At 67.1% G+C, this 17,327-nt stretch carries 21 protein-coding genes and 1 tRNA gene; 4 read left to right on the forward strand and 18 right to left on the reverse strand.

Annotated elements, in window-relative coordinates; translation table 11 throughout:
* The first annotated feature begins 14 nt into the window (after positions 1-14).
* A tRNA-Ser gene (locus tag OG432_RS15775) sits at positions 15-102 on the forward strand.
* Between the two features lie 63 nt (positions 103-165).
* On the opposite strand, the gene OG432_RS15780 is transcribed toward OG432_RS15775, so the two are convergent.
* The 16 genes from OG432_RS15780 to OG432_RS15855 all read right to left on the reverse strand — a co-directional run bounded on the left by OG432_RS15780 (position 166) and on the right by OG432_RS15855 (position 11,416).
* Positions 166-1,449 (reverse strand): tyrosine-type recombinase/integrase, encoded by a 1,284-nt coding sequence (locus OG432_RS15780; protein WP_328311565.1) that lies wholly within the window; start codon positions 1,447-1,449, stop codon positions 166-168.
* 26 nt (positions 1,450-1,475) lie between these two features.
* On the reverse strand, positions 1,476-1,700 hold the full coding sequence (locus OG432_RS15785) for an excisionase family DNA-binding protein (RefSeq protein WP_328311566.1): 225 nt from the start codon (positions 1,698-1,700) through the stop codon (positions 1,476-1,478).
* A 261-nt stretch (positions 1,701-1,961) separates the two neighbouring features.
* Positions 1,962-3,512 carry a YfjI family protein gene (locus tag OG432_RS15790; RefSeq protein WP_328311567.1) on the reverse strand — a complete coding sequence of 517 codons (1,551 nt, stop codon included), beginning with the start codon at positions 3,510-3,512 and terminating at the stop codon, positions 1,962-1,964.
* On the reverse strand, positions 3,509-4,435 hold the full coding sequence (locus OG432_RS15795) for a bifunctional DNA primase/polymerase (protein ID WP_328311569.1): 927 nt from the start codon (positions 4,433-4,435) through the stop codon (positions 3,509-3,511). Before OG432_RS15795 ends, OG432_RS15790 begins: the two co-directional genes overlap by 4 nt.
* A gap of 85 nt (positions 4,436-4,520) precedes the next feature.
* Positions 4,521-4,811: a hypothetical protein gene (locus OG432_RS15800; RefSeq protein WP_328311570.1), complete on the reverse strand. Its 291-nt coding sequence runs from the start codon at positions 4,809-4,811 to the stop codon at positions 4,521-4,523.
* Between the two features lie 12 nt (positions 4,812-4,823).
* On the reverse strand, positions 4,824-5,126 hold the full coding sequence (locus OG432_RS15805; protein WP_328311571.1) for a hypothetical protein: 303 nt from the start codon (positions 5,124-5,126) through the stop codon (positions 4,824-4,826).
* Entirely contained in the window at positions 5,123-5,728 is a 606-nt protein-coding gene (locus tag OG432_RS15810) for a hypothetical protein (RefSeq protein WP_328311572.1), read from the reverse strand. Before OG432_RS15810 ends, OG432_RS15805 begins: the two co-directional genes overlap by 4 nt.
* Positions 5,725-5,925, reverse strand: coding sequence for a hypothetical protein (locus OG432_RS15815; RefSeq protein ID WP_328311573.1), 201 nt, complete (start codon positions 5,923-5,925; stop codon positions 5,725-5,727). Before OG432_RS15815 ends, OG432_RS15810 begins: the two co-directional genes overlap by 4 nt.
* A 3-nt stretch (positions 5,926-5,928) precedes the next feature.
* Positions 5,929-6,210, reverse strand: a complete 282-nt coding sequence (locus OG432_RS15820) for a hypothetical protein (protein WP_328311574.1) — start codon at positions 6,208-6,210, stop codon at positions 5,929-5,931.
* A gap of 140 nt (positions 6,211-6,350) precedes the next feature.
* Positions 6,351-8,516, reverse strand: a complete 2,166-nt coding sequence (locus tag OG432_RS15825; RefSeq protein ID WP_328311575.1) for a cell division protein FtsK — start codon at positions 8,514-8,516, stop codon at positions 6,351-6,353.
* 106 nt (positions 8,517-8,622) lie between these two features.
* Positions 8,623-8,835: a hypothetical protein gene (locus tag OG432_RS15830; RefSeq protein WP_328311576.1), complete on the reverse strand. Its 213-nt coding sequence runs from the start codon at positions 8,833-8,835 to the stop codon at positions 8,623-8,625.
* Positions 8,832-9,173 (reverse strand): RRQRL motif-containing zinc-binding protein, encoded by a 342-nt coding sequence (locus OG432_RS15835; RefSeq protein WP_328311577.1) that lies wholly within the window; start codon positions 9,171-9,173, stop codon positions 8,832-8,834. Before OG432_RS15835 ends, OG432_RS15830 begins: the two co-directional genes overlap by 4 nt.
* The gene (locus tag OG432_RS15840; RefSeq protein WP_328311578.1) at positions 9,173-10,270 is read right to left on the reverse strand and encodes a conjugal transfer protein; all 1,098 of its coding nucleotides are present in this window, start codon (positions 10,268-10,270) and stop codon (positions 9,173-9,175) included. Before OG432_RS15840 ends, OG432_RS15835 begins: the two co-directional genes overlap by 1 nt.
* Complete coding sequence (locus OG432_RS15845; RefSeq protein WP_328311579.1) at positions 10,270-10,914, reverse strand: GGDEF domain-containing protein; 645 nt, start codon at positions 10,912-10,914, stop codon at positions 10,270-10,272. Before OG432_RS15845 ends, OG432_RS15840 begins: the two co-directional genes overlap by 1 nt.
* Positions 10,911-11,099 carry a hypothetical protein gene (locus OG432_RS15850; RefSeq protein ID WP_328311580.1) on the reverse strand — a complete coding sequence of 63 codons (189 nt, stop codon included), beginning with the start codon at positions 11,097-11,099 and terminating at the stop codon, positions 10,911-10,913. The genes OG432_RS15845 and OG432_RS15850 overlap by 4 nt, the downstream gene beginning before the upstream one ends.
* Positions 11,096-11,416, reverse strand: a complete 321-nt coding sequence (locus OG432_RS15855; RefSeq protein WP_328311581.1) for a hypothetical protein — start codon at positions 11,414-11,416, stop codon at positions 11,096-11,098. The genes OG432_RS15850 and OG432_RS15855 overlap by 4 nt, the downstream gene beginning before the upstream one ends.
* A 567-nt stretch (positions 11,417-11,983) precedes the next feature.
* On the opposite strand from OG432_RS15855, the gene OG432_RS15860 reads away from it, so the two are divergent.
* Together OG432_RS15860 and OG432_RS15865 are read left to right on the forward strand one after the other, a co-directional pair.
* Positions 11,984-12,754, forward strand: coding sequence for a helix-turn-helix domain-containing protein (locus OG432_RS15860; protein ID WP_328311582.1), 771 nt, complete (start codon positions 11,984-11,986; stop codon positions 12,752-12,754).
* Positions 12,751-13,224: an NUDIX hydrolase gene (locus OG432_RS15865; RefSeq protein ID WP_328311583.1), complete on the forward strand. Its 474-nt coding sequence runs from the start codon at positions 12,751-12,753 to the stop codon at positions 13,222-13,224. Before OG432_RS15860 ends, OG432_RS15865 begins: the two co-directional genes overlap by 4 nt.
* Here the strand turns inward: OG432_RS15865 and OG432_RS15870 are convergent.
* Complete coding sequence (locus tag OG432_RS15870; protein ID WP_328311584.1) at positions 13,212-13,781, reverse strand: HD domain-containing protein; 570 nt, start codon at positions 13,779-13,781, stop codon at positions 13,212-13,214. The genes OG432_RS15865 and OG432_RS15870 overlap by 13 nt on opposite strands.
* An 11-nt stretch (positions 13,782-13,792) precedes the next feature.
* Complete coding sequence (locus OG432_RS15875) at positions 13,793-14,239, reverse strand: GntR family transcriptional regulator (protein ID WP_328311585.1); 447 nt, start codon at positions 14,237-14,239, stop codon at positions 13,793-13,795.
* Positions 14,240-16,700: 2,461 nt separating this feature from the next.
* Here OG432_RS15875 and OG432_RS15880 point away from each other — a divergent pair.
* Positions 16,701-16,898 carry a hypothetical protein gene (locus OG432_RS15880; protein WP_328311586.1) on the forward strand — a complete coding sequence of 66 codons (198 nt, stop codon included), beginning with the start codon at positions 16,701-16,703 and terminating at the stop codon, positions 16,896-16,898.
* The last annotated feature ends 429 nt before the right edge of the window (positions 16,899-17,327 follow it).

Raw genomic sequence — 17,327 nt, forward strand, 5'->3', positions numbered from 1 at the left:
GTATTGTTTGCCGCGGAGGATTCGCCTAGTGGCCTAGGGCGCACGCTTGGAAAGCGTGTTGGGGGCAACCCCTCACGAGTTCGAATCTCGTATCCTCCGCCATTGCTCTCACCGGGCAATACGTTGAAGGGCTCCGCTGCTTGCAGCGGGGCCCTTCGTCGTTCCTCAGACCTCGTTGTCCTGGTCTTTGTCCACAAGGACCTTCTCCGAGGGTCCCCAGATGGCCTCCCCGATCTTCTGGGCCACGTCCTTCAGCATGGCGTCGGGCACGTGCAGGTACCGCGCGCGCATCCGGGAAGAGGTCCCCGCCTCCCAGCCCATGATCTGGTCGATGACCCTGTCCGGAACCCCGAGCAGCATGAGCACGGTCGCGGCGGTGTGCCGTGCGTCGTGGAGACGCGCGTCCCTCACCCCCGCGTCTCCGATGAGCTTCTTCCAGTCGTGGTAGTCCGTGTTCGGGCTGAGCGGGCCGCCGAGCGGCTTGGTGAAGACGTACTCGGACTCGGTCCACTGGTCACCGGCCGCCTTCCGCTCGCGGGCCTGCACCTCCTTGTGAGCCCGGAGCATCCGGACCAGAGGCCCTGGCAGGGGCACCGCACGGCGCCCAGCGCGCGACTTGGTGTTCTTGGTCTCCCGCCGCACCTGGCTGCGCAGGGGGCAGTACCCGGCCTTCCGGCCGCACGGGGCAGCTTCCTTGCACCCGTGCGCGTACTTCGGCCGCAGCCGGTTCCGGCGGAGCTTCAGGTACTCGTTCTCCAGGTCCACGTCGGCCCACCGGAGCCCGAGCGTCTCCCCCTGCCGCAGGCCGAGCGCGAGGGCGAGCATCCAGCGGGCGCTGTTGCGGCGCTTGTTCACCTCGATCAGCAGGCTTTGGATCTCCTCGACCGAGTAGGGCTCGATCTCGTCTTCGGCCTCCTCGACACGTGGCGGCTTGGCCAGCGCGGCGGCGTTCTTCGCGGCGTGGCCGCGTCGTACTGCCTCTCCCAGGGCCGTACGTGCGGTCCGATGAGCCTGGTGGGCCGTGGCGGGCTTGCTGCCCTTCTCCTTCATCCGGCGGTACAGGCTCTCCAGGTGTTCCGGCTCCAGGCGGTCGATCCGGTGCTTGCCGATACCGGGCACGAGGTGCACCCGGACGGCCACCTCGTAGCCGTCGTAGGTGTTCTCGCTGACGGATTCCTTGGCGATGTTCTCGACCCAGTGCCACAGCCACTTCTCGACCGTCCACAGCTTCCCGGGCTGCTGGGCAGTCCCCTGGTCACGCTGCTTCTCCAGCCGCTTGACCTCCTCCATGAGGAGATCCTCCGTAAGCCGGGTGATGTGCCTCCGGTACGGCTCGCCGTTGTCCCGGTAGCCCATCGGCACTCTGGCGTGCCAACGTCCGTCCTTTCCGAAATAGATCGCGGTTTCGCCGTTGGCGCGGCGGGTGCCCTTCTTGCTTGTCTCTGCCACAGGCAGGCTCCTGTCTCGGGTGGCCGTCAAGCCGCGTGTTGGGTGGTGCGGAGGCGGATCACGTACTCGGCCGGCGCATCGACCGGGACCCTGCGGAGTCCACCGATCAGGACGGACTCCAGCGCGCCGGTGCGGATCAGCGCGAAGCAGGTGGTTCTGCCGACGCGGAGTCGGCGGGCGGCTTCCTCGACGGTCAGCAGCACCAGCGTCGGATCTGCCGCGTGGGACACGGCGTCATGGGCTTCAGGCATGGGCTCGCTCCTTGGCGGGCCGCCACAGAAACCACGAAATACACAGAAACCCGGGGCAGGGGGCCTGACCTGCGAAAACCTCTGTGGGGGTGGTCCGCCACAGAAACCGCAGGAAGTCCCACAGAAATAAGGGCCCGGGGTGGGCGGGTATTTGTGTGGGACTTCCGTGGGTTTCTGTGGCGGACCACCCGAGGCAGCGTTTGTACAGGTCAGAGGCCAGGTGGGGCCATTTCTGTGATTCTGTGGTTTCTGTGGCGGGGGTCAGACGGTCGGGTCGCTGAGCTGGGGGTGGATGAGGTAGCGCGGGGACGGCGGCCGGCCCCTGCCTCCGGTGCGCTGGACGAGCTGGCAGCGGATGAACCCGTGGTCCTCCAGCAGCTCCAGCGCGGGATCCAGATCAGCGACCGTGGGGAACTCGGAGCGGGAGAGCTTCACCATCAGGTCGCGCTTGCTGACCTCGCCCCAGTGCTGGGTGCGCAGCAGCTCCAGCACGGCATGGCCGCGGTTGGCGGTGTGGTCGGCGCCCATGAGGTCGAAGACCACCAGCGCGTGACCGGTGAAGTAGTCGATCAGCTTCACCGCTGCGCGCATGGTGTCTGCGCTGACGGGCTCGGTGTGGCCGTTCGTGGGATGCGCGGCCAGGTGAAGGAGCCCGGCCAGGCGGCAGGTTGCGCCGCCCAGCTTGTTGGCCCAGTTCCCGACGTGAGCGAGGTCGCCCCCACGGGGCCGCAGCCGCGGTTCCTGGCGCTCCTCGAACGCAACGAGGACGTCGCCCGCGTCCGGGGAGAGCTGGAGTACCGCCGGGTCCGTCCAGTCCGCCAGGGACATGGTCAGGGCGGTGATCTTCTCCTCGTAGGTGGTAGCCACCGCGTCCGGGATCGGGTCGGGCAGGATCGTTCGGTGCCCGACGAGCGAGGTCGGCAGGGAGTAAAAGAACCTGGCCAACAGGCCTCGGTCGTTGGCTCCCTTGATGCGGCCGATGTCCTCCAGGACGGAGGGCTGCACGGTCAGGCCCATGGTCAGGGCAGGGGACTCGATGAACTCCTCGCGGCCCCGGCGGTCCACCCTCAGCCGGTCGCCTGCCTGCCCGCGCAGGAAGACGTCCAGGTTCGGGGTGCCGGAGTAGCGGCCGGCGATGATGTCGAAGATGCCGCCCTCGGCGGACATCACGGAGAGCCTGCCGCCCTGTTCGGCCAGGAGTGAGGCGATGACCTCCGGGGTGGCGTCATCGGCCAGCAGACGGGGCTTGGCGGGCACCGTGACCGCCTCGGCGGCCTGCGCGAGGCCGATGGCCTCGGCGACGAGCTGGTCGCGCTTGTCAGCGTCGGCGCGGGCCGCCTTGGCCGCCGCGTTGTCCGCGACCTCCCTGGCGAGCCTGGCGGTGATCTCCGCCTCCACGATCCGCCCGGCGGACTGCGTAACCAGCAGCGCTTCGCAGCGGTACAGCGGGTCGGCCATCAAGTTGAACACGGCTGACTTGCGGTTGCCTGGCGGCAGCGCGACGACCACGAACACGTTCACGGGCTCGCGCCACCGGCTGCGGACGTGGACCACGGCGCGGCCCCCGGCAGCAGTGCCGAGCACGGCGAGCGCGAGGGAGGCGGCCATGTCCACGGGTGTCTGCGTCTCTTCCGCGACCGCGCGCACGTAGTCGCCCAGCCAGGCCGGGAAGACCTCGGTGGGGAACGCCGGCAGTTCCCGGCGGGCGGTGAGTGGGATCGGCTCCTCCCACGGCGCGGCCGCTGCCTCCTGAGCGTCCAGTGCTTCGAAGCCCGCCCACAGCTCCGAGCTGTCCACGGGCTGTGTGGTCATGCCGCCCCTCCCAGGGTGTTGCGGGCGCTGCGCTGGATGCCGTCGCGGATGCTGGCCGCGATACGGGAAGGCGCGAGCCCCTCCGGTGCGGCGGCGGTGAGCGCGTCGGTGACCTCCGTCTCCGTGAGGGTCCCCGTGGCGATGAGGCGGCCGAGGGCGTACGCCGCGTTGTAGAGCGTGGTGTTCTGGGCTCCGGTGACGGCGGCAGCCACCTTGGCGACCTCACCGTTCAGGGCGGCCGACGCGTACCGGTCCGCCTTGCCGATCCGGGAGCGGAGCACGGCTACAGGAACGGGGGCGGGTGCGGGCGGCGTGATGAGGAGGTCACAGAGCCACGTGGGGAGGGGGGCCGGGGGTGCGTCGTGAATGATCTCGTACGAGCCGGTGCCCACCGTGCTGCCGGCCGCGACCACGTATCCACCCCAGGCTCGCGTGTCGACCTTCCACCCAAGGCGTCCTGCGCTCCCACGTAGCTGCTTTTCGGCAGGGGCGGTGAAGTACACGTGCTGTCCGCCACGGCGGGTGCGCACCGTGAACGTCTCGGTCGGCAGTCGCTCACTGGCTCGCTCGCAGAGCATCGCAAACACGTCCAGACCGTCCGTGCCCCCTGCCCATTCCTGGGGTGCGGGTCCGTCGTCGTCCTTGGGGATGTCGAGGTCCACGACCAAGAGTCCAGCCGGGCCGGTAGCGATGCCGACGTTGTAGGGGGCCGCCTTCCAGCACGCGGTGATGCTCCCGGGGTCGAGGGTGGCGCGCTGTTCGGGGGTGCGGTGGCCGTCCGCGCAGCGGCCCGTGCGGGGGCAGTTGCGTTCGGGGTGCCCTGCGGGCCGCTTGTCCCCGGGGCGCAGGGGGAAGACGGGCCAGCCGCGCTCAGCGGCGGCCAGGGCGGCGCGCAGCAGCGTCGGGGCGGGGGTTGGTGTCATGCTGGGGTGCTCCTGTTTCTGCGAAGGGACTGGGCAAGCCGGGGCGGTCGCGGTCTTTGGAGAGAGGCGACCGCCCCGGGCACAGCTACAGGTCGGTGAGCGCGGCGGTGGGGATCTCGTAGACGTCGATGACGTCCTTGACTCCGTGCCAGCGGCCGGGGGTGTGGTGGATGTAGACCACGTGGAGCGGGATTCCGTCGCGGCCGGTGAAGGCGTAGACGTTGACCGTGTCCACGTTCTTGGGGCTCTTGCGGGCGCTGCGGATGTGGGACAGGGCCGCGATCACGCTGACGCGCTCGGGCCTGTAGCTGAGACCGTCGACCTGCGTGTGCATCGTGGGGTGCTGCGTGGTGCTCAGGGCGGGACTGGAGCTCATGGCGATCTCTCTTCAGTGGTGGTGGAGCCAGAGGGCGTATTCCTGGCGGACGTAGCCGCGGGGGTCTTGGGTGCGGGGGCCGTCCGCGTGGTCGATCTCGATCAGCCGGAGGGCTGCTTCGGTGGCGCAGGTCGCGGCGTCGCCGCTGACGGGGTCGTCGTCGGTGAGGGCGATGCGATCCAGGAGCGCGGCCTTGCGGAGCCAGAACTCCCGCACACGGATCCCGCCACGGCAGTCGCGGGCCCCGCGCACGGTCCAGCCGATCTCGCTGATGACGCTCGGCGCAGTGGCGTATGCCGCCTCGGGCCCGGTCACCAGTCCTTCCCTTCGGTGGAAGGCAGTTCGGGCAGTCCGGCGTCCGTGATGGCCTGCGGGTTGTAGCCGGGAAGGCCAGCGCGGGTGATGAGGGCGTTGGCGAGCTGTTCGGCGTAGGCGGCGCCGGAGCGGGCTACCTCGATCTGTGCTCCAGCGCGCAGGGCCTCCACGCGCTCAACGTGGGCGTGGACTTCGCGCTGGCCGAGGGTCTGCCGCTCGTACGTGACTGCTTCTCGGCGGTCGGTGCGCCAGTAGCGGGCGGCGAGTCCGTAGGCGACGGCGGTGGCCAGGGCCCAGAGCAGGATCGGGAGGGAGAGGCCATCGGCGTATCCGGCGACTCCGGCCAGGGCCAGGCCGCCGGATGCGGCGAACGCGGTTCCGGCGATCACGCTGCCGCCGACGTGGTTGCCGGAGGAGAAGGCGCCGGCCGCCGCGGCTCCGGCGGCGAGGACGACCATCAGCGCCGCGTTGCCGACGGAGTGTTCGGCGCCGTTGGCGTTCCAGATCCGGCCCAGGATCAGCACGGTCGTGGTGGCCAGTGCGGGGGCTGCCTTGGGGGCGAGGTCGAGGGCCCAGTGCCGGTAGGTGATGGGCTCGTTCATCCCTGGCCCCCGAGGTCGGACACGGCGCTCAGGACAGCGGTGGTGAGTTCGTTGATGGGGCCGGAGGCTCCGGTGGAGGCGAGGAAGAAGCCGAACATGATGGCGATGAACGCGGAGCCGTAGCCGAGGGTCTTGGAGCGGAGCAGGAAGAACAGGACCAGTCCGAACAGGGCGACGAGCGAGAGGGTGATGGCCATGGGTTATCCCTTCGGGGCGAACGTCTTGCGGGGGGCGGGGTTGGCGTCGCGGTAGAGGTGAAGCCAGAGGTTGTAGAGGTGGCGGCCGATCCGGATGCGCTTGCCGTGGCCGTCGCAGCGGCGGCAGTGCTTGCCGCGCTTGAGGCGGCCCTTGCGGTCGGTCTTCATCGCGTAGCCGAAGCCCTTGCACTTGCGGCAGGTGCCGAACGGGCTGGACGCGCACACGCTGACGTAACCGAGTGTGACGATGAGCAGGCAGGCGCTAGCAAGGAGGATGGGGGTCATGGAGTGCCTTCCGGGCGGGGATTCCGGTGTTTTCGCAGGTCGGCTGCTAGGTGCGAGATCGCTGATGGGGAGCGGTTCGGGGTGCTAGCGGGGGTGCTAGACCTAGCAGCGATGGCCGCTAGGTCTAGCAGCGGTGCGAGTCAGCCCCCGACGCGCTTTCCATCACGGAGGGTGATGACGGCCGTGATGTCGGCGCGGGCGATTCCGCGTCGGGTGGTGCCCTTGCCGGTGGTGGTGGAGCCCCAGACGTCCTGGGCGGTGATGCCGTGCGGCTTGAGGTTCGTGGTGACCGTCTCGGCCTTCCAGCCGCTGTAGACCTCGGGGCGCAGTGCGGCGAGGCGGGCGGCGACCTTCTCGTTCCAGACCTTCTCCTCATCGGCCGGCACGACCCTGAGGATGTCGGCGAGGAGGTCGAAGGAGGCTTCCCCGCTCTCGGGTTCCTGGCCGATGGCGTGGCCCGTGACGTTGCCGTACTCCTCGCGCATCCGGCGGGCCCGCACAACGACCTGTTCGGCGGCCACCGCGTCGACGAACGCTGAGGCGACGATGCGCGGGTCGTCGCCCTCACCAGCCATCCAGCAGATGCCACGGTCGGTCCGGGAGAACATCGTGGCCCGGTACCCCGCCTTGTACATCGAGGTCCCCAGCACCATGTCGTTGGCGGGCTGGCCCATGACCTTCAGGCAGAACCGCAGCACCGCGTTCGCGGAGATGCCGGTAGGCAGCGACTTCGCGTCGGGACGCTGGGTACCGAAGAGCGTCACCATGCCGAGGGCCGGACCGCGCTTGCACAGGTCGGTGCAGATCTCTTCGAGTTCCTTGCCGTACTTCTCGTGCTCGAAGGGGACCTGGCACTCATCGAATCCGGCAACGATCGGGTGCAGGCCCAGGCTCTTGTCGTTGGCCAGCTCGGCAGTCACCTTCGACTCCGGGCAACGCGAGCGCGGCAGCGACTTGATGACCTTCGCCCGGCGCCGCAGCTCGGCCCGCAGCTCCCGCAGCGATTCGAGGACGTAGAGGATGTCCTCATCCTCATCCCCCGCCCGGTAGCGGTGACAGACAGGCTCCAGCGCACCGAAGTCGCCAGTGCCCTTGAAGTCGAACGCGTAGAGCTGAGCGCGCGGGTCCAGAGCGGCGATCAGCAGGAACAGACGCATCAAGAACGTCTTGCCCATACGCGGGATAGAACCGACGACCACACTGGCGAACATCAGGGTCACGGCCACATCGGCCATGCGCTGGTCGTTGCCGAAGACCACCGGCTTGAACAGGTCCACGCTGCCCGACTTCAGCAGCGGCCAGGCAGGCTTCTTGGTCTCGTTCATGGGCTTGTCGCCCACCCACAGGACCAGACGCCCCTCATGCTCGGTCGGGTCGGAGGACGGCCACACCGATCCGACCTTTCGGCGCAGGCCGGAAGCGAGCGGCTTACGAGCCTCCATGATGTCCTCCGGGGTGACACCCCACGGGAGATCGAGATCGGCGCGGTAGCCGGGCCCGTCCCGGGTGATCTCCGAGGTGAACCGCAGGCCGTTCATGTCGCCGCCCTTCTTGATGGCGGCCGACAGCTTCGCGTTGCCGATGTTGTCCAGCGCCCGGAGCACGAGCATCCCGGTGAGCTTCTGCAGCTCCGTCTTCAGCACGGCCGGGCCGATCACCGGCTGATCCTTCGGGGCACCCCAGAAACCGGCGGCGAGCACGGCGGCCGACGCGAACACGGCGAGCCAGCCGGGCGCCATGACGTACATGGTCAGCGCGAAGCCGGTACCGAAGATCAGCGCCACCACGGTGACCAGCGTCCGCAGCCGCACCCGACTGTCACGCTGCCGCGACAGCTTCAGGTACTCGGCGGTGTTCTCCTTGTAGACCTCGTACGCGCGGAGCGGGGCCGCCTCGGCGTCCCACACCCACGCGTTGGTGTCGCGGACCAGGCGGGCCACGCCGCGCGGGGCATTCAGCCCGAGCTGGTACGCGTACCAGGGGGTGCGGATCCCGTGGAAGGCGGTGGCGTAGAACGCGTTGCTCGTGGCGCGCTGGGTGGTGGAGACGAACCCCGGCTTCGACTTCAACCAGGAAGGGACGATCGGCAACCGCTTGTAGGTGGTGATCCCCGGGGGCGGCAGGTCCGGGGAGTCGACCGGCCGCAGCCGCGGCGACTCCGCTTCCTCGTCGTCGTACCGATCGGCCGGCAGGGCGGCCGGGGCGGCCGGGGCCGGGATGGTGGGGCGCTTGGTGGTGATGTCGAAGACCTCGGCGCCGGGGCGCTCGGACTCTTCGCTCTCGCCTGCGATGTAGACATCAGACATGGTTGGGTCTGCTCCTTCACGGGAGTGAGTGAGCCCGGGGCGGCCTCGTTTCCTTGGCCGGGACGGCCGCCCCGGAGCCCAGCTATTTGCGGTGCTTGCTGGTGCGTCAGAGCCGGTTGGGCTGGATGTCGAAGTAGAGGACGGTGAGCTGCTCGGTTCCCATCTGCTGCGCGACGTTGGCCTTGACGGCGTCGTAGATGGCGCTTCGGGTGATGCCGGGGCTGGACGTGTCGAGATCACACGTGGCCGTGAAAGTGCCCTGCTCACCGTGGGGGGACTGGACGGTCATGACGTAGTGGAAAGCCGTGGTGTTGCTCATGGCTGACCTCCTTCGGGGTAGGCGCAGGGGATGCACATGCCGAGCGAGGCCGGGATGACGTATCCGGCGTCGGTGGAGCACTCGGGGCAGGTTCGGCGGGCGAGCATCGCCAGGGCGAGCGCGTCCCACTTGGCCGGGGTCATGGGCCGGACGGGCTTGGCCCGGTCAACGCGGTAGAGGTAGGCGGTCAGCGGCTCTCGCCGGTAGCGCGGTCGCTCCAGTTGGGCGACGACGTCCTGGCCGCCGGGGCGCAGGCCGGCCGCGCGGAGTTGACGGCGCGTGGCCAGCCCGTCCGGGGCGAGCCTCCAGGAGTAGACGGGTATGCCGTGCCCGGCCATCACGCGGCCGTCGCTTCAGCGGCAGTGGCGCGCTCGGCCTTCAGCGTGTCGCGCAGCAGACGGCCCCTGGCGGATGACGTCCGGACTGCCTTGCGGATCGCCTCGGCGGTCAGCTCGCTATCGGACCAGTTGGCCGTGACCGACCGGGCCTCATCCAGCAGCTCATCCGAATCGCGCGTCAGTCGGGGCGTACGGGCCGACTTCGGCACCCGACCGGTCGCCCGACGCGGAGGCGACTCCACAGCGGCGACCGCCTTGACCGGAGCCGACTGGGGAAGCTCGACCGGCTCGACTACCGAAACCGACTCCAGCAGAGCAACCGGCTCGATGACCGGTGCCGAGTCGACCGACTCAGGGGCCGGGAGTTCGGCCGCTACGGGGGTCGTCTCGGGGGCCGACTCATGCAGGTCAGACCCCAACCGATTTACGGTGAACTCAGCTGTTTCATGCTGGTTTGTGGGGCCGGTGAACATCGCGGCCAGGGCAGCGTCCGCACCGCTGCTGAGCCGGTCCCGCTGGACGTCCAGGAGCCGAGCACCCAACGACGCGTCGCCCAACCCGACCTTCCGGGCCAGCTTCCACGATGTCCGGTCGGACGACTTCCGCACCCTCGACTGCGGGTGGTTCGCCGCGCGGGCCCGGTGGTAGGCCAGGGCCCGCACCACGGCGGCAGCCTTCGCTTCCGCCTCGACGTCGCGTCCGTCCTGGTGGACGACGATCCGCCGGGCGAGGAACGCCATGCCCTCTGCCGCCACGCACATGCCCATCGGGGTCACGGCGTAGATGACGGTGCGGCCCGGGTCATCGGCCGCCATCGCGGCCATGACCGATGCGGCGGCCGGCAGGGCCCACAAGCCCACCCGGATGATCCCCGGGGAGGACTGTCCGAGCATCGTCAGCCCGAGCAGCACCAGCGCCAGAACGGCGGTCGCACCCTCACCGGCCGCCACCGCACCCAGCGCCGTACCCGAGCCGTACGCGCGGCTGATGTTGCTGTACGTGCCCACCCCACCGGCGACGCCGGTGGCGAGCATGGGCACGAACGCGGCCGTCAATACGATCTTCTGTGCCCTGCTCAGTGCGTTGCGGGTTGCCATCACGCCGCCACCCCGCTCGTGCCACGGCGGCCATCGCGGCGGCCGTTGACCGTGCCCACCTGGGGGACGGCCAGCCGGTGCGCGATGCGCCAGCCCCCGCCGCGCTGCTTGGCCCGGTACATCTGCTCATCAGCACGGCGCAGCAAGGTGGAGAGGTCACCGTTTCCGGTGCGGTAGTAGGCGGCCCCGATCGAGGAGCTCACCTCGATCGGGCGCCCGTCGAACGGCATGGGCTGGCCGAGTCGACCGGTCAGCATGAACAGGTCGGCGCGTAGCTTGTCGATGCCGTAGCCGGGGATCAGGGCGGCGAACTCGTCTCCACCCAGGCGCCCAGCAATGCCGGCGTGTTCCTCGGCCCACCGGCCCAGGCGCTGCCCGGTCTCGCGGAGGACCGCGTCTCCGGCCGCGTGGCCGAGGGTGTCGTTGATCGCCTTGAACCGGTTGAGGTCCAAGACGAGTACGGCGCGCTGGCACCCTCGGGCCAGACTCTTGCGGGCCCGCTCCTCGAAGGGGTCCCGCGTCCACAGCCCGGTGAGCGGGTCGCGGCGGGCGGTCTCGATCCGGCGCCGCATCCACAGGCTGTGTACGGACCAGCCGGACGCCAGGGGAAGCGCGGCGGACAGGGCCGCCAAGGTGTGGCTCATGCCGCACCGCCGATCCGGCGCCGGTAAAGCGACCAGCCGATGTGCTGGACACCGAAACCGAGCGCGGCCACCCCGAGGAGCCAGCCCTCGTGCACCGCCACGGCGCTCACGGTGCAGCTCACGACAACCAGCGAACCGAGCCAGATCAGCACCCGGTGCAGGTCCTGCATCGATCGGGCGCTCATGCCGCTGCCCCCATCCAGGAGGAGCGGCCGGCGTCACGGGCAGCGCCCCGCAAGAAGGGGACCGTGCGGGTCAGCGCGTCGGCGTAGAGCGCGTCCCACGCGGCGATCTCGTCGCCGCCCTCACCCATCGCGGCCAGCTCCGCGATGACCTCGCGGGCCACCGCCTCACGGGCCGCACGCTCCTGGGCCGTCTCCGGGGTCAGCGGGCCCCGGAACAGGTCCCGGTCCAGCCCCAGGGGCAGTTCATCGAAGCCGAGCGCCAGCTCTTCGAACTCGGCAGGGTTCACGATCTGGTGGTTACCGATGTACGAACGCATGTGGATCTCTCCTGATCAGCGAAGGGAGCCGGGGCGGTCGCGGTCTTTGGAGAGAGGCGACAGCCGGGGCTGGTTGCACGGAGAGCCCCCAAAGACGGGGCCCGCGCTCCGGCCAGGAGTCGAACCTGACCTACGACCATCGGAGCAACACGGAGGGCAAAGCCCTCCGATCAAGCAATGCCGGATCCACCGAGAAGGCGGATCCGGGCAGGCACCTGGCCCGACATGGGCGGTCGGGGTGGTGGCCTGCACCCATCACCACACCTGTGCATGTGGCTGGGTCGGCACGCTCTTCAGTTCTCAAGCAACGGACGCGGCCTTCGTACTCACCCCTGCGGGCTTTCCTCCGGGCATTCCATGAGGAACATGTGTTACCTGTTCCTCATCTTGCAGAGAAGGATTCGCTCCGTCAAGCCCTGCGGCTTTTTTGGGTTCTGCGAGTCCCTCGCTCGATCTACTTACAGATTGGCCTCAGGACCGAAGACGATCGACCTCGCACATGTACGACTTGTGGACGACTTCGCTAGGGTGAAGTCGCACCAAGTCGTCCCAGGGGGAGAGCACGGCATGGCCAACGAACGACTGCGCGGCGCGATCATTGAGAGCGGTCTGACGCTCGATCAAGTCGGGGCACGCCTAGGGGTGTCGGCGAAGACGGTGGAGCGCTGGATCGGTGACCCAAAGCGCAAGCCCTACCGGCGATTCCAGTACGCCGCTGCCTCACTGCTTCAGTGCGAGATGTCCTACCTCTGGCCGGAGGAACGGACATCTGCGGAGGTCACAGAGGCAGGGAATGCAGAGCTGATCAAGCTGTATCCGCACCGCTCCGTCGTACCGAACCGCTTGTGGCTGCAGCTCTACGCGAAGGCGAAGGAGCACTTCGACGTGCTCGTCTACTCCGGCTTCTGGCTGACCGAAGACTCCGCGTTCCACCAGGTCGTGAAGGAGAAGTCAGCGGCCGGCGTCTCCATCCGCTTCATGCTCGGCGAACCGGAGAGCCCAGCCGTCGCGGTGCGCGGTGCTGATGAGGGCATCGGATCCGCCATGGCCAGCAAGGTTCGGAACGCCCTCGTCAACTACGGGCCTCTCTTCGGACTCCCGGGGGTCGAGTTCAGGCTGCACGCCACGACCCTCTACAACTCGATCTACCGGGCTGATGACGAGATGCTGGCCAACGGCCACCTGTACGGAGTCGGCGCGTACATGGCCCCGGTCCTGCACATCCAGCGGGTGCCAGGGGGCGAACTGTTCGATGCGTACGCTGAGAGCATCGAACGGGTCTGGGAAACGGCCAGGCCCATCGCATCACCCGTCGACTTCGGAGGTCCGCACGCATGAGCCGAATCGACTACTTCCGCGACCCCAACGCGCCGGCCGCCAACTCCGTGGTCCCCTCGGTCACCGCAGTCGTCCGTGACGATGCCGGACGGCTGCTCATCATCCACAAGACCGACAACGACCTGTGGGCACTCCCCGGGGGCGGCCACGACATCGGCGAGAGCATCGGCGACACGGTCGTGCGGGAGGTGGAGGAGGAAACGGGGATCACGGTCGAGATCGACGGGATCTCGGGGCTCTACACCGACCCTCAGCACGTGCTCGCGTACGACGACGGGGAGGTGCGGCAGCAGTTCTCAATCTGCTTCCGCGCCCACCCGACCGGCGGTTCACTTCGGACGAGCAGCGAGTCGAAAGAGGTCCGCTGGATGGATCCGGCAGACCTCGACGACCTGGACATCCACCCGTCCATGAGACTGCGCATCCAGCACGGCCTGGACGACTCGCGGACCGAGCCCTACATCGGCTGATCTCCGGCACCCACCTTGGCAATACGGGATTCCACGCGCTCTGCGGCTGCGTGGATCTCGGGCGCTGCCCGCTGGATGAAGCGACCGACGATCGTGTCCGGCCCGTACCGCTCCAGGATCTCGGCCAGCCGACGCGCCGGCGTGGTGTGGAGCCCGTCCGGCGTAGTCGTCATGTCGCAGAACAGCAGCGCGTCCACGAGGTCGGGGCGCTCCAGCTCGAATTCGCTCTCCAGCTCATGCCGGAGTCCTCGCTCCTCGGCCTCCAGGAGAGCGCAGGAGTGATGGGCCACTAGGCGGACAACCCGTTTGTCCGCGCCCTCCTGGTCGCGGAGGAACCGGGCCCCGTCCAGCGGGTGGAATCCGGTGGTGGCGAGGCTCGGCGAGTAGCCGATGTCGTGCAGCACCGCGGCTGCTTCCAGCAGCTCCGCATCGGCGCTGAGGATCGGGCCCAGAGAGCGGGCGCGCTCTGCGACCCCGAGGGAGTGCACCCAGCGACGCGGCAGCGGATCGGACAGCAGCGATTCGGAGAGCGAGTACGCCCACGTAGTCAGTCCCATGGCGGCCAAGGCTACGGCCGGCCGCTCTGAGTGGGGAGGGCGCGTACGGTGCGCCCCTTGCCGTGGACAGTGTCAAGCAAGCCTGTTCCCTCCATCTGGGCAATGGCACGGCGCACGGCCGTGCGGGAGACGTCGAAGCGCTCGCAGAGCTTGCCCTCGGACGGGTAGACATCACCGATCGCCAGCGAATCCTCTGCGATCACGTCAGTCATCCGCTCCACGAGGGATCGCCGGTCGCCACCCCGTGCAACACTCCAGCCCTTGCCGGGCGCGGACTGAAGCACCCCCTCGGCTTCTAGAACCTTCAGCGCGCGGCGGATCGTGTTGCGGGAGACCCCGTGCAGGCTGACGAGTTCAGCCTCAGACGGCAGTGCGTCAACGATCTCGCCCTCTTCGATTCCCCTGCGCAGTGCCTCCGAAATACCCAGATAAGTTCCGCGCGGACTGGCCTCCGACACGTGGGCTCCTCTCGCTCTCACCGTTGCTCGCTGCCAAGGGTGCCACGGGGCTAAGCACCCGGGGTGTTCCTCTGCCCGGCACTCGTTGTCCTGCGTCTTCCCCAGCCTTGAGCGCCCCGTTCTGGGGGACGTGGCGGTCGAGTTGCGGGTTCCATCAAGCCTCGTGGTGTACGAGCTGAGCCACCGATTCAGGGAGATCTTGGATGATATGAGTCCGCCCATTCGCCTTCCGCCGCAATAGGGAAACCGTCCAATCATGGCCTACCTGAAATGGCATCGGAGACGTGACGATCGTCTGGAACGATCGGGCTGGCGAGCTAAGTAGGTCGAACATCTTCTTCCTTGTATCGAAATCCACGGCCGCTGTCGCGGCATCAAGAAGAAGAATCGTAGGTTCGCTGCGCGCTTGCACCTCTCCGATTGTCGCGATCAATTGCACGGTGAACGCATTCTGACGCCCACCAGAGTGGTATTCAAATGGCCGCGAAGTCGAGTCGCCGGCTGCGCGAAAAGCTACCTGATCCCCGCGTATCGTGGTCTCCGTCACAACGTCCGCCAGGACGTCCGGCATTCGTTCCACTGCGTTACGCACTACCCATTTAGGTATTCCTAGACTCCGGGCAATGCTTGTCAAGTTTCCACTTCGGGTAGATCCCGGCTCACATACAGATATTGTTCGGAATGGCCGCGGCGGGAAAAAGGCCTCAACGCCATCAACTCGATAAACGAGCGAGTACCCTTCCGCCACAATTTCGGCGATCCTCGGCTGGGGGTCGTACCAGTTCACTCTAGCGCTTACGCGCGGTGAAGGCTCAAGCCCCCTCCTCCCCATAAGGGCCTCGGGGTCCGAAATTGACTGTAGCAGCGATAAGAGAACCGTCTTTCCCGACCCATTGTTTCCTATGATGAGATTGCAGCGCGAGAACCGCACAACTGACGGCGTCAAAAGGAAGTGATCGATCACATGAAGTGATTGGATCCACCCTATCGGTCTGGCATACCCTCCCATTTCGAGTCTAATTCTCGCCTCGTGCCAGTCTTTCCAGCTTCTTAGCAGAGGGGCAGGATATGCGTTCCCCTCATTTGTATCGACTAGCCTTCCACATGTAGCGCAGAGCCATATGCCGTTAGTTAGAGCGCTCCTTTCGGCAGGCTGCAAACCACCTGTTCCGCGCGGGCCGCCGACTGCTGCCGCGTAGATATGCGCGCCCGTTCCGCTAATGGCAACATCGTCACTCTTTTCGCCGGGTCCGATTGTTAGCGCTCCGCAATTCGGGTTGGAGCATCGGTACGCGGCTCGTTGGGCAAGGATGGTACGGCTCTTTGCGCTGAACTCGGCACGCACTCTGGCTCCTTCTGGCTCACGTGGAGAATGCAGAACATTCAACTAGGACCCTATAGAACCGTGGACCCCGGAGGAAGGACAGAACCCGGTGGGTCTAGAAACCTGCCTTCGTCTACCCAGTACGAATTTCGCAACCTTCGATAGTCGAAATCGCTCCCTTGTGGAGTCTGCTTGACCGTCAGGAACCCGTGATGTTCAAGTTCTTTCCTAGCTCCGGTCCACGTATTGTGAGAAAGGCCATAGGAATCACGCCGCTCTTTGGTGACGTAACGTGGTTTTTTGTAGCCGCCCAGGGCTTCCGTTAGAGCAAACAGTAGTGCGATTCCAGTTGCACTCAGATGAAGAATCCAGCCGTTTCGCCAGAACTCGATAGGGATGCCCACGTATCGCCCTTGGGTACTTGCGCGGACGTATGCACCTCCTGGCTGCTCAGTGGAGATCAATTTGATGGCTGGGGTATTTCCACGCCTAGGCTCTAATTCAATGAAGCCGTTTTGGCTCAACCACTTGAGATTACTATTAACTCGTCTTGGCCCTGTATCGGGCGGTAAGGCGAGCATGCGCGCCCATGCGTGCGGAGCCGGTGGCTGCCGAAGGTCGTACGGTTTAGCCGTAGCCATCATTGTGATGCAGAGATAAAGCTTTAGGCGGACCTCTCCTCCCCGGCCGCCCTGGATGAGTTGGGCAAGGGGCGGCAGTACTCCGTCGATCTGGGACCTGATGAACGTTGGTGGAAATGGGACCTTCCCTCGCCTAGCAGCCCGGTCGGCCGCCTTCTGGAGCTTCCTGACTGCAGAGGGGTGGAGGGGGTTAGGCAAAGCCATCGACCTTCCTGAAGGAGAAACGGGGGGTACAGGGGTCCCAGGGGTACCAGGGGTCCTGGAGGTCCTTCCTATTACCTTCCCCTGAGAACGGACAGGCACTTCTGCTAAGAGGTCGTTCTTCCACTCTGCAGGCGCTCATGTGGTACAGCAGGGGAGTAGCTAGTCTCCTTTAGGAGCGCTCATCATGCCCTTTGACCTGCGGTTTTACCTCTGCCACCTTGGAACTGCCCGCCAGGGGAGGCGTTGGCGAACGAGCTCTCTCGGCCCAGAAGCGCCGAGGGAAGGAGAGCAGATGAACGGGAACAACCCTTCGCAGAAGGCCGTCTGGCTGGCGATCATTCTTCTGGCCAGCGTGGTTGGAGCTGCCGCCGCAGGTGTGCTGTTTGAGATGGCCGGGGCCGCAGGACCTGCGGTAGTGGGAGCCGGCGGTGCAGGGTTCATGGGCACGGCCAGTCTCGGCCTGGCTGCGCATCGCTTCATGACGGAATGAGCCGGTAGAGCCTCGGTAGGGGACGATGACACATCATCGGGATCACTCGACGAGCATCATCTGAGGTCAGAGGCTATGCAGCGTGTTGGACGTGATGAGACTGTGAATCTGCCGACTCACCTCTCGCGCAAGCCGCTCGTTGTCCTGGTCTTTGTCCAGTACGCCCGCGGTCGCGACCGTTCAGCGCCGTACGCCCGGCCTGCCTGGCCTGCCCCACGAACCCACCTGAACGCCCCCGGATGGCCGTGCGGACAGTTGGAAAGCGTGTTGGGGGCAACCCCTCACGAGTTCGAATCTCGTATCCTCCGCCAGTGCCTCACCGGGCACGATGTTGAAGGGCCCCACCGTTCGCGGTGGGGCCCTTCGACGTGTGTGGTCTCAGTTTTGGTCTCAGTTGTGCGGGGCGGACAGCCGTGGACACCCACGGAC

Source organism: Streptomyces sp. NBC_00442 (genome assembly GCF_036014195.1).
Taxonomy (GTDB): Bacteria; Actinomycetota; Actinomycetes; order Streptomycetales; family Streptomycetaceae; genus Streptomyces.

Excerpts from the sequence above, each read along its gene's own strand:
- OG432_RS15825 (WP_328311575.1), bottom strand. The coding sequence starts at position 8,516 with ATGTCTGATGTCTACATCGCAGGCGAGAGCGAAGAGTCCGAGCGCCCC.
- OG432_RS15850 (WP_328311580.1), bottom strand. The coding sequence starts at position 11,099 with ATGAGCGCCCGATCGATGCAGGACCTGCACCGGGTGCTGATCTGGCTC.
- OG432_RS15785 (WP_328311566.1), bottom strand. The coding sequence starts at position 1,700 with ATGCCTGAAGCCCATGACGCCGTGTCCCACGCGGCAGATCCGACGCTG.
- OG432_RS15795 (WP_328311569.1), bottom strand. The coding sequence starts at position 4,435 with ATGACACCAACCCCCGCCCCGACGCTGCTGCGCGCCGCCCTGGCCGCC.
- OG432_RS15820 (WP_328311574.1), bottom strand. The coding sequence starts at position 6,210 with ATGACCCCCATCCTCCTTGCTAGCGCCTGCCTGCTCATCGTCACACTC.
- OG432_RS15870 (WP_328311584.1), bottom strand. The coding sequence starts at position 13,781 with ATGGGACTGACTACGTGGGCGTACTCGCTCTCCGAATCGCTGCTGTCC.
- OG432_RS15845 (WP_328311579.1), bottom strand. The coding sequence starts at position 10,914 with ATGAGCCACACCTTGGCGGCCCTGTCCGCCGCGCTTCCCCTGGCGTCC.
- OG432_RS15830 (WP_328311576.1), bottom strand. The coding sequence starts at position 8,835 with ATGAGCAACACCACGGCTTTCCACTACGTCATGACCGTCCAGTCCCCC.
- OG432_RS15865 (WP_328311583.1), top strand. The coding sequence starts at position 12,751 with ATGAGCCGAATCGACTACTTCCGCGACCCCAACGCGCCGGCCGCCAAC.
- OG432_RS15835 (WP_328311577.1), bottom strand. The coding sequence starts at position 9,173 with ATGGCCGGGCACGGCATACCCGTCTACTCCTGGAGGCTCGCCCCGGAC.
- OG432_RS15860 (WP_328311582.1), top strand. The coding sequence starts at position 11,984 with ATGGCCAACGAACGACTGCGCGGCGCGATCATTGAGAGCGGTCTGACG.
- OG432_RS15815 (WP_328311573.1), bottom strand. The coding sequence starts at position 5,925 with ATGGCCATCACCCTCTCGCTCGTCGCCCTGTTCGGACTGGTCCTGTTC.
- OG432_RS15810 (WP_328311572.1), bottom strand. The coding sequence starts at position 5,728 with ATGAACGAGCCCATCACCTACCGGCACTGGGCCCTCGACCTCGCCCCC.
- OG432_RS15855 (WP_328311581.1), bottom strand. The coding sequence starts at position 11,416 with ATGCGTTCGTACATCGGTAACCACCAGATCGTGAACCCTGCCGAGTTC.
- OG432_RS15800 (WP_328311570.1), bottom strand. The coding sequence starts at position 4,811 with ATGAGCTCCAGTCCCGCCCTGAGCACCACGCAGCACCCCACGATGCAC.
- OG432_RS15790 (WP_328311567.1), bottom strand. The coding sequence starts at position 3,512 with ATGACCACACAGCCCGTGGACAGCTCGGAGCTGTGGGCGGGCTTCGAA.
- OG432_RS15840 (WP_328311578.1), bottom strand. The coding sequence starts at position 10,270 with ATGGCAACCCGCAACGCACTGAGCAGGGCACAGAAGATCGTATTGACG.
- OG432_RS15880 (WP_328311586.1), top strand. The coding sequence starts at position 16,701 with ATGAACGGGAACAACCCTTCGCAGAAGGCCGTCTGGCTGGCGATCATT.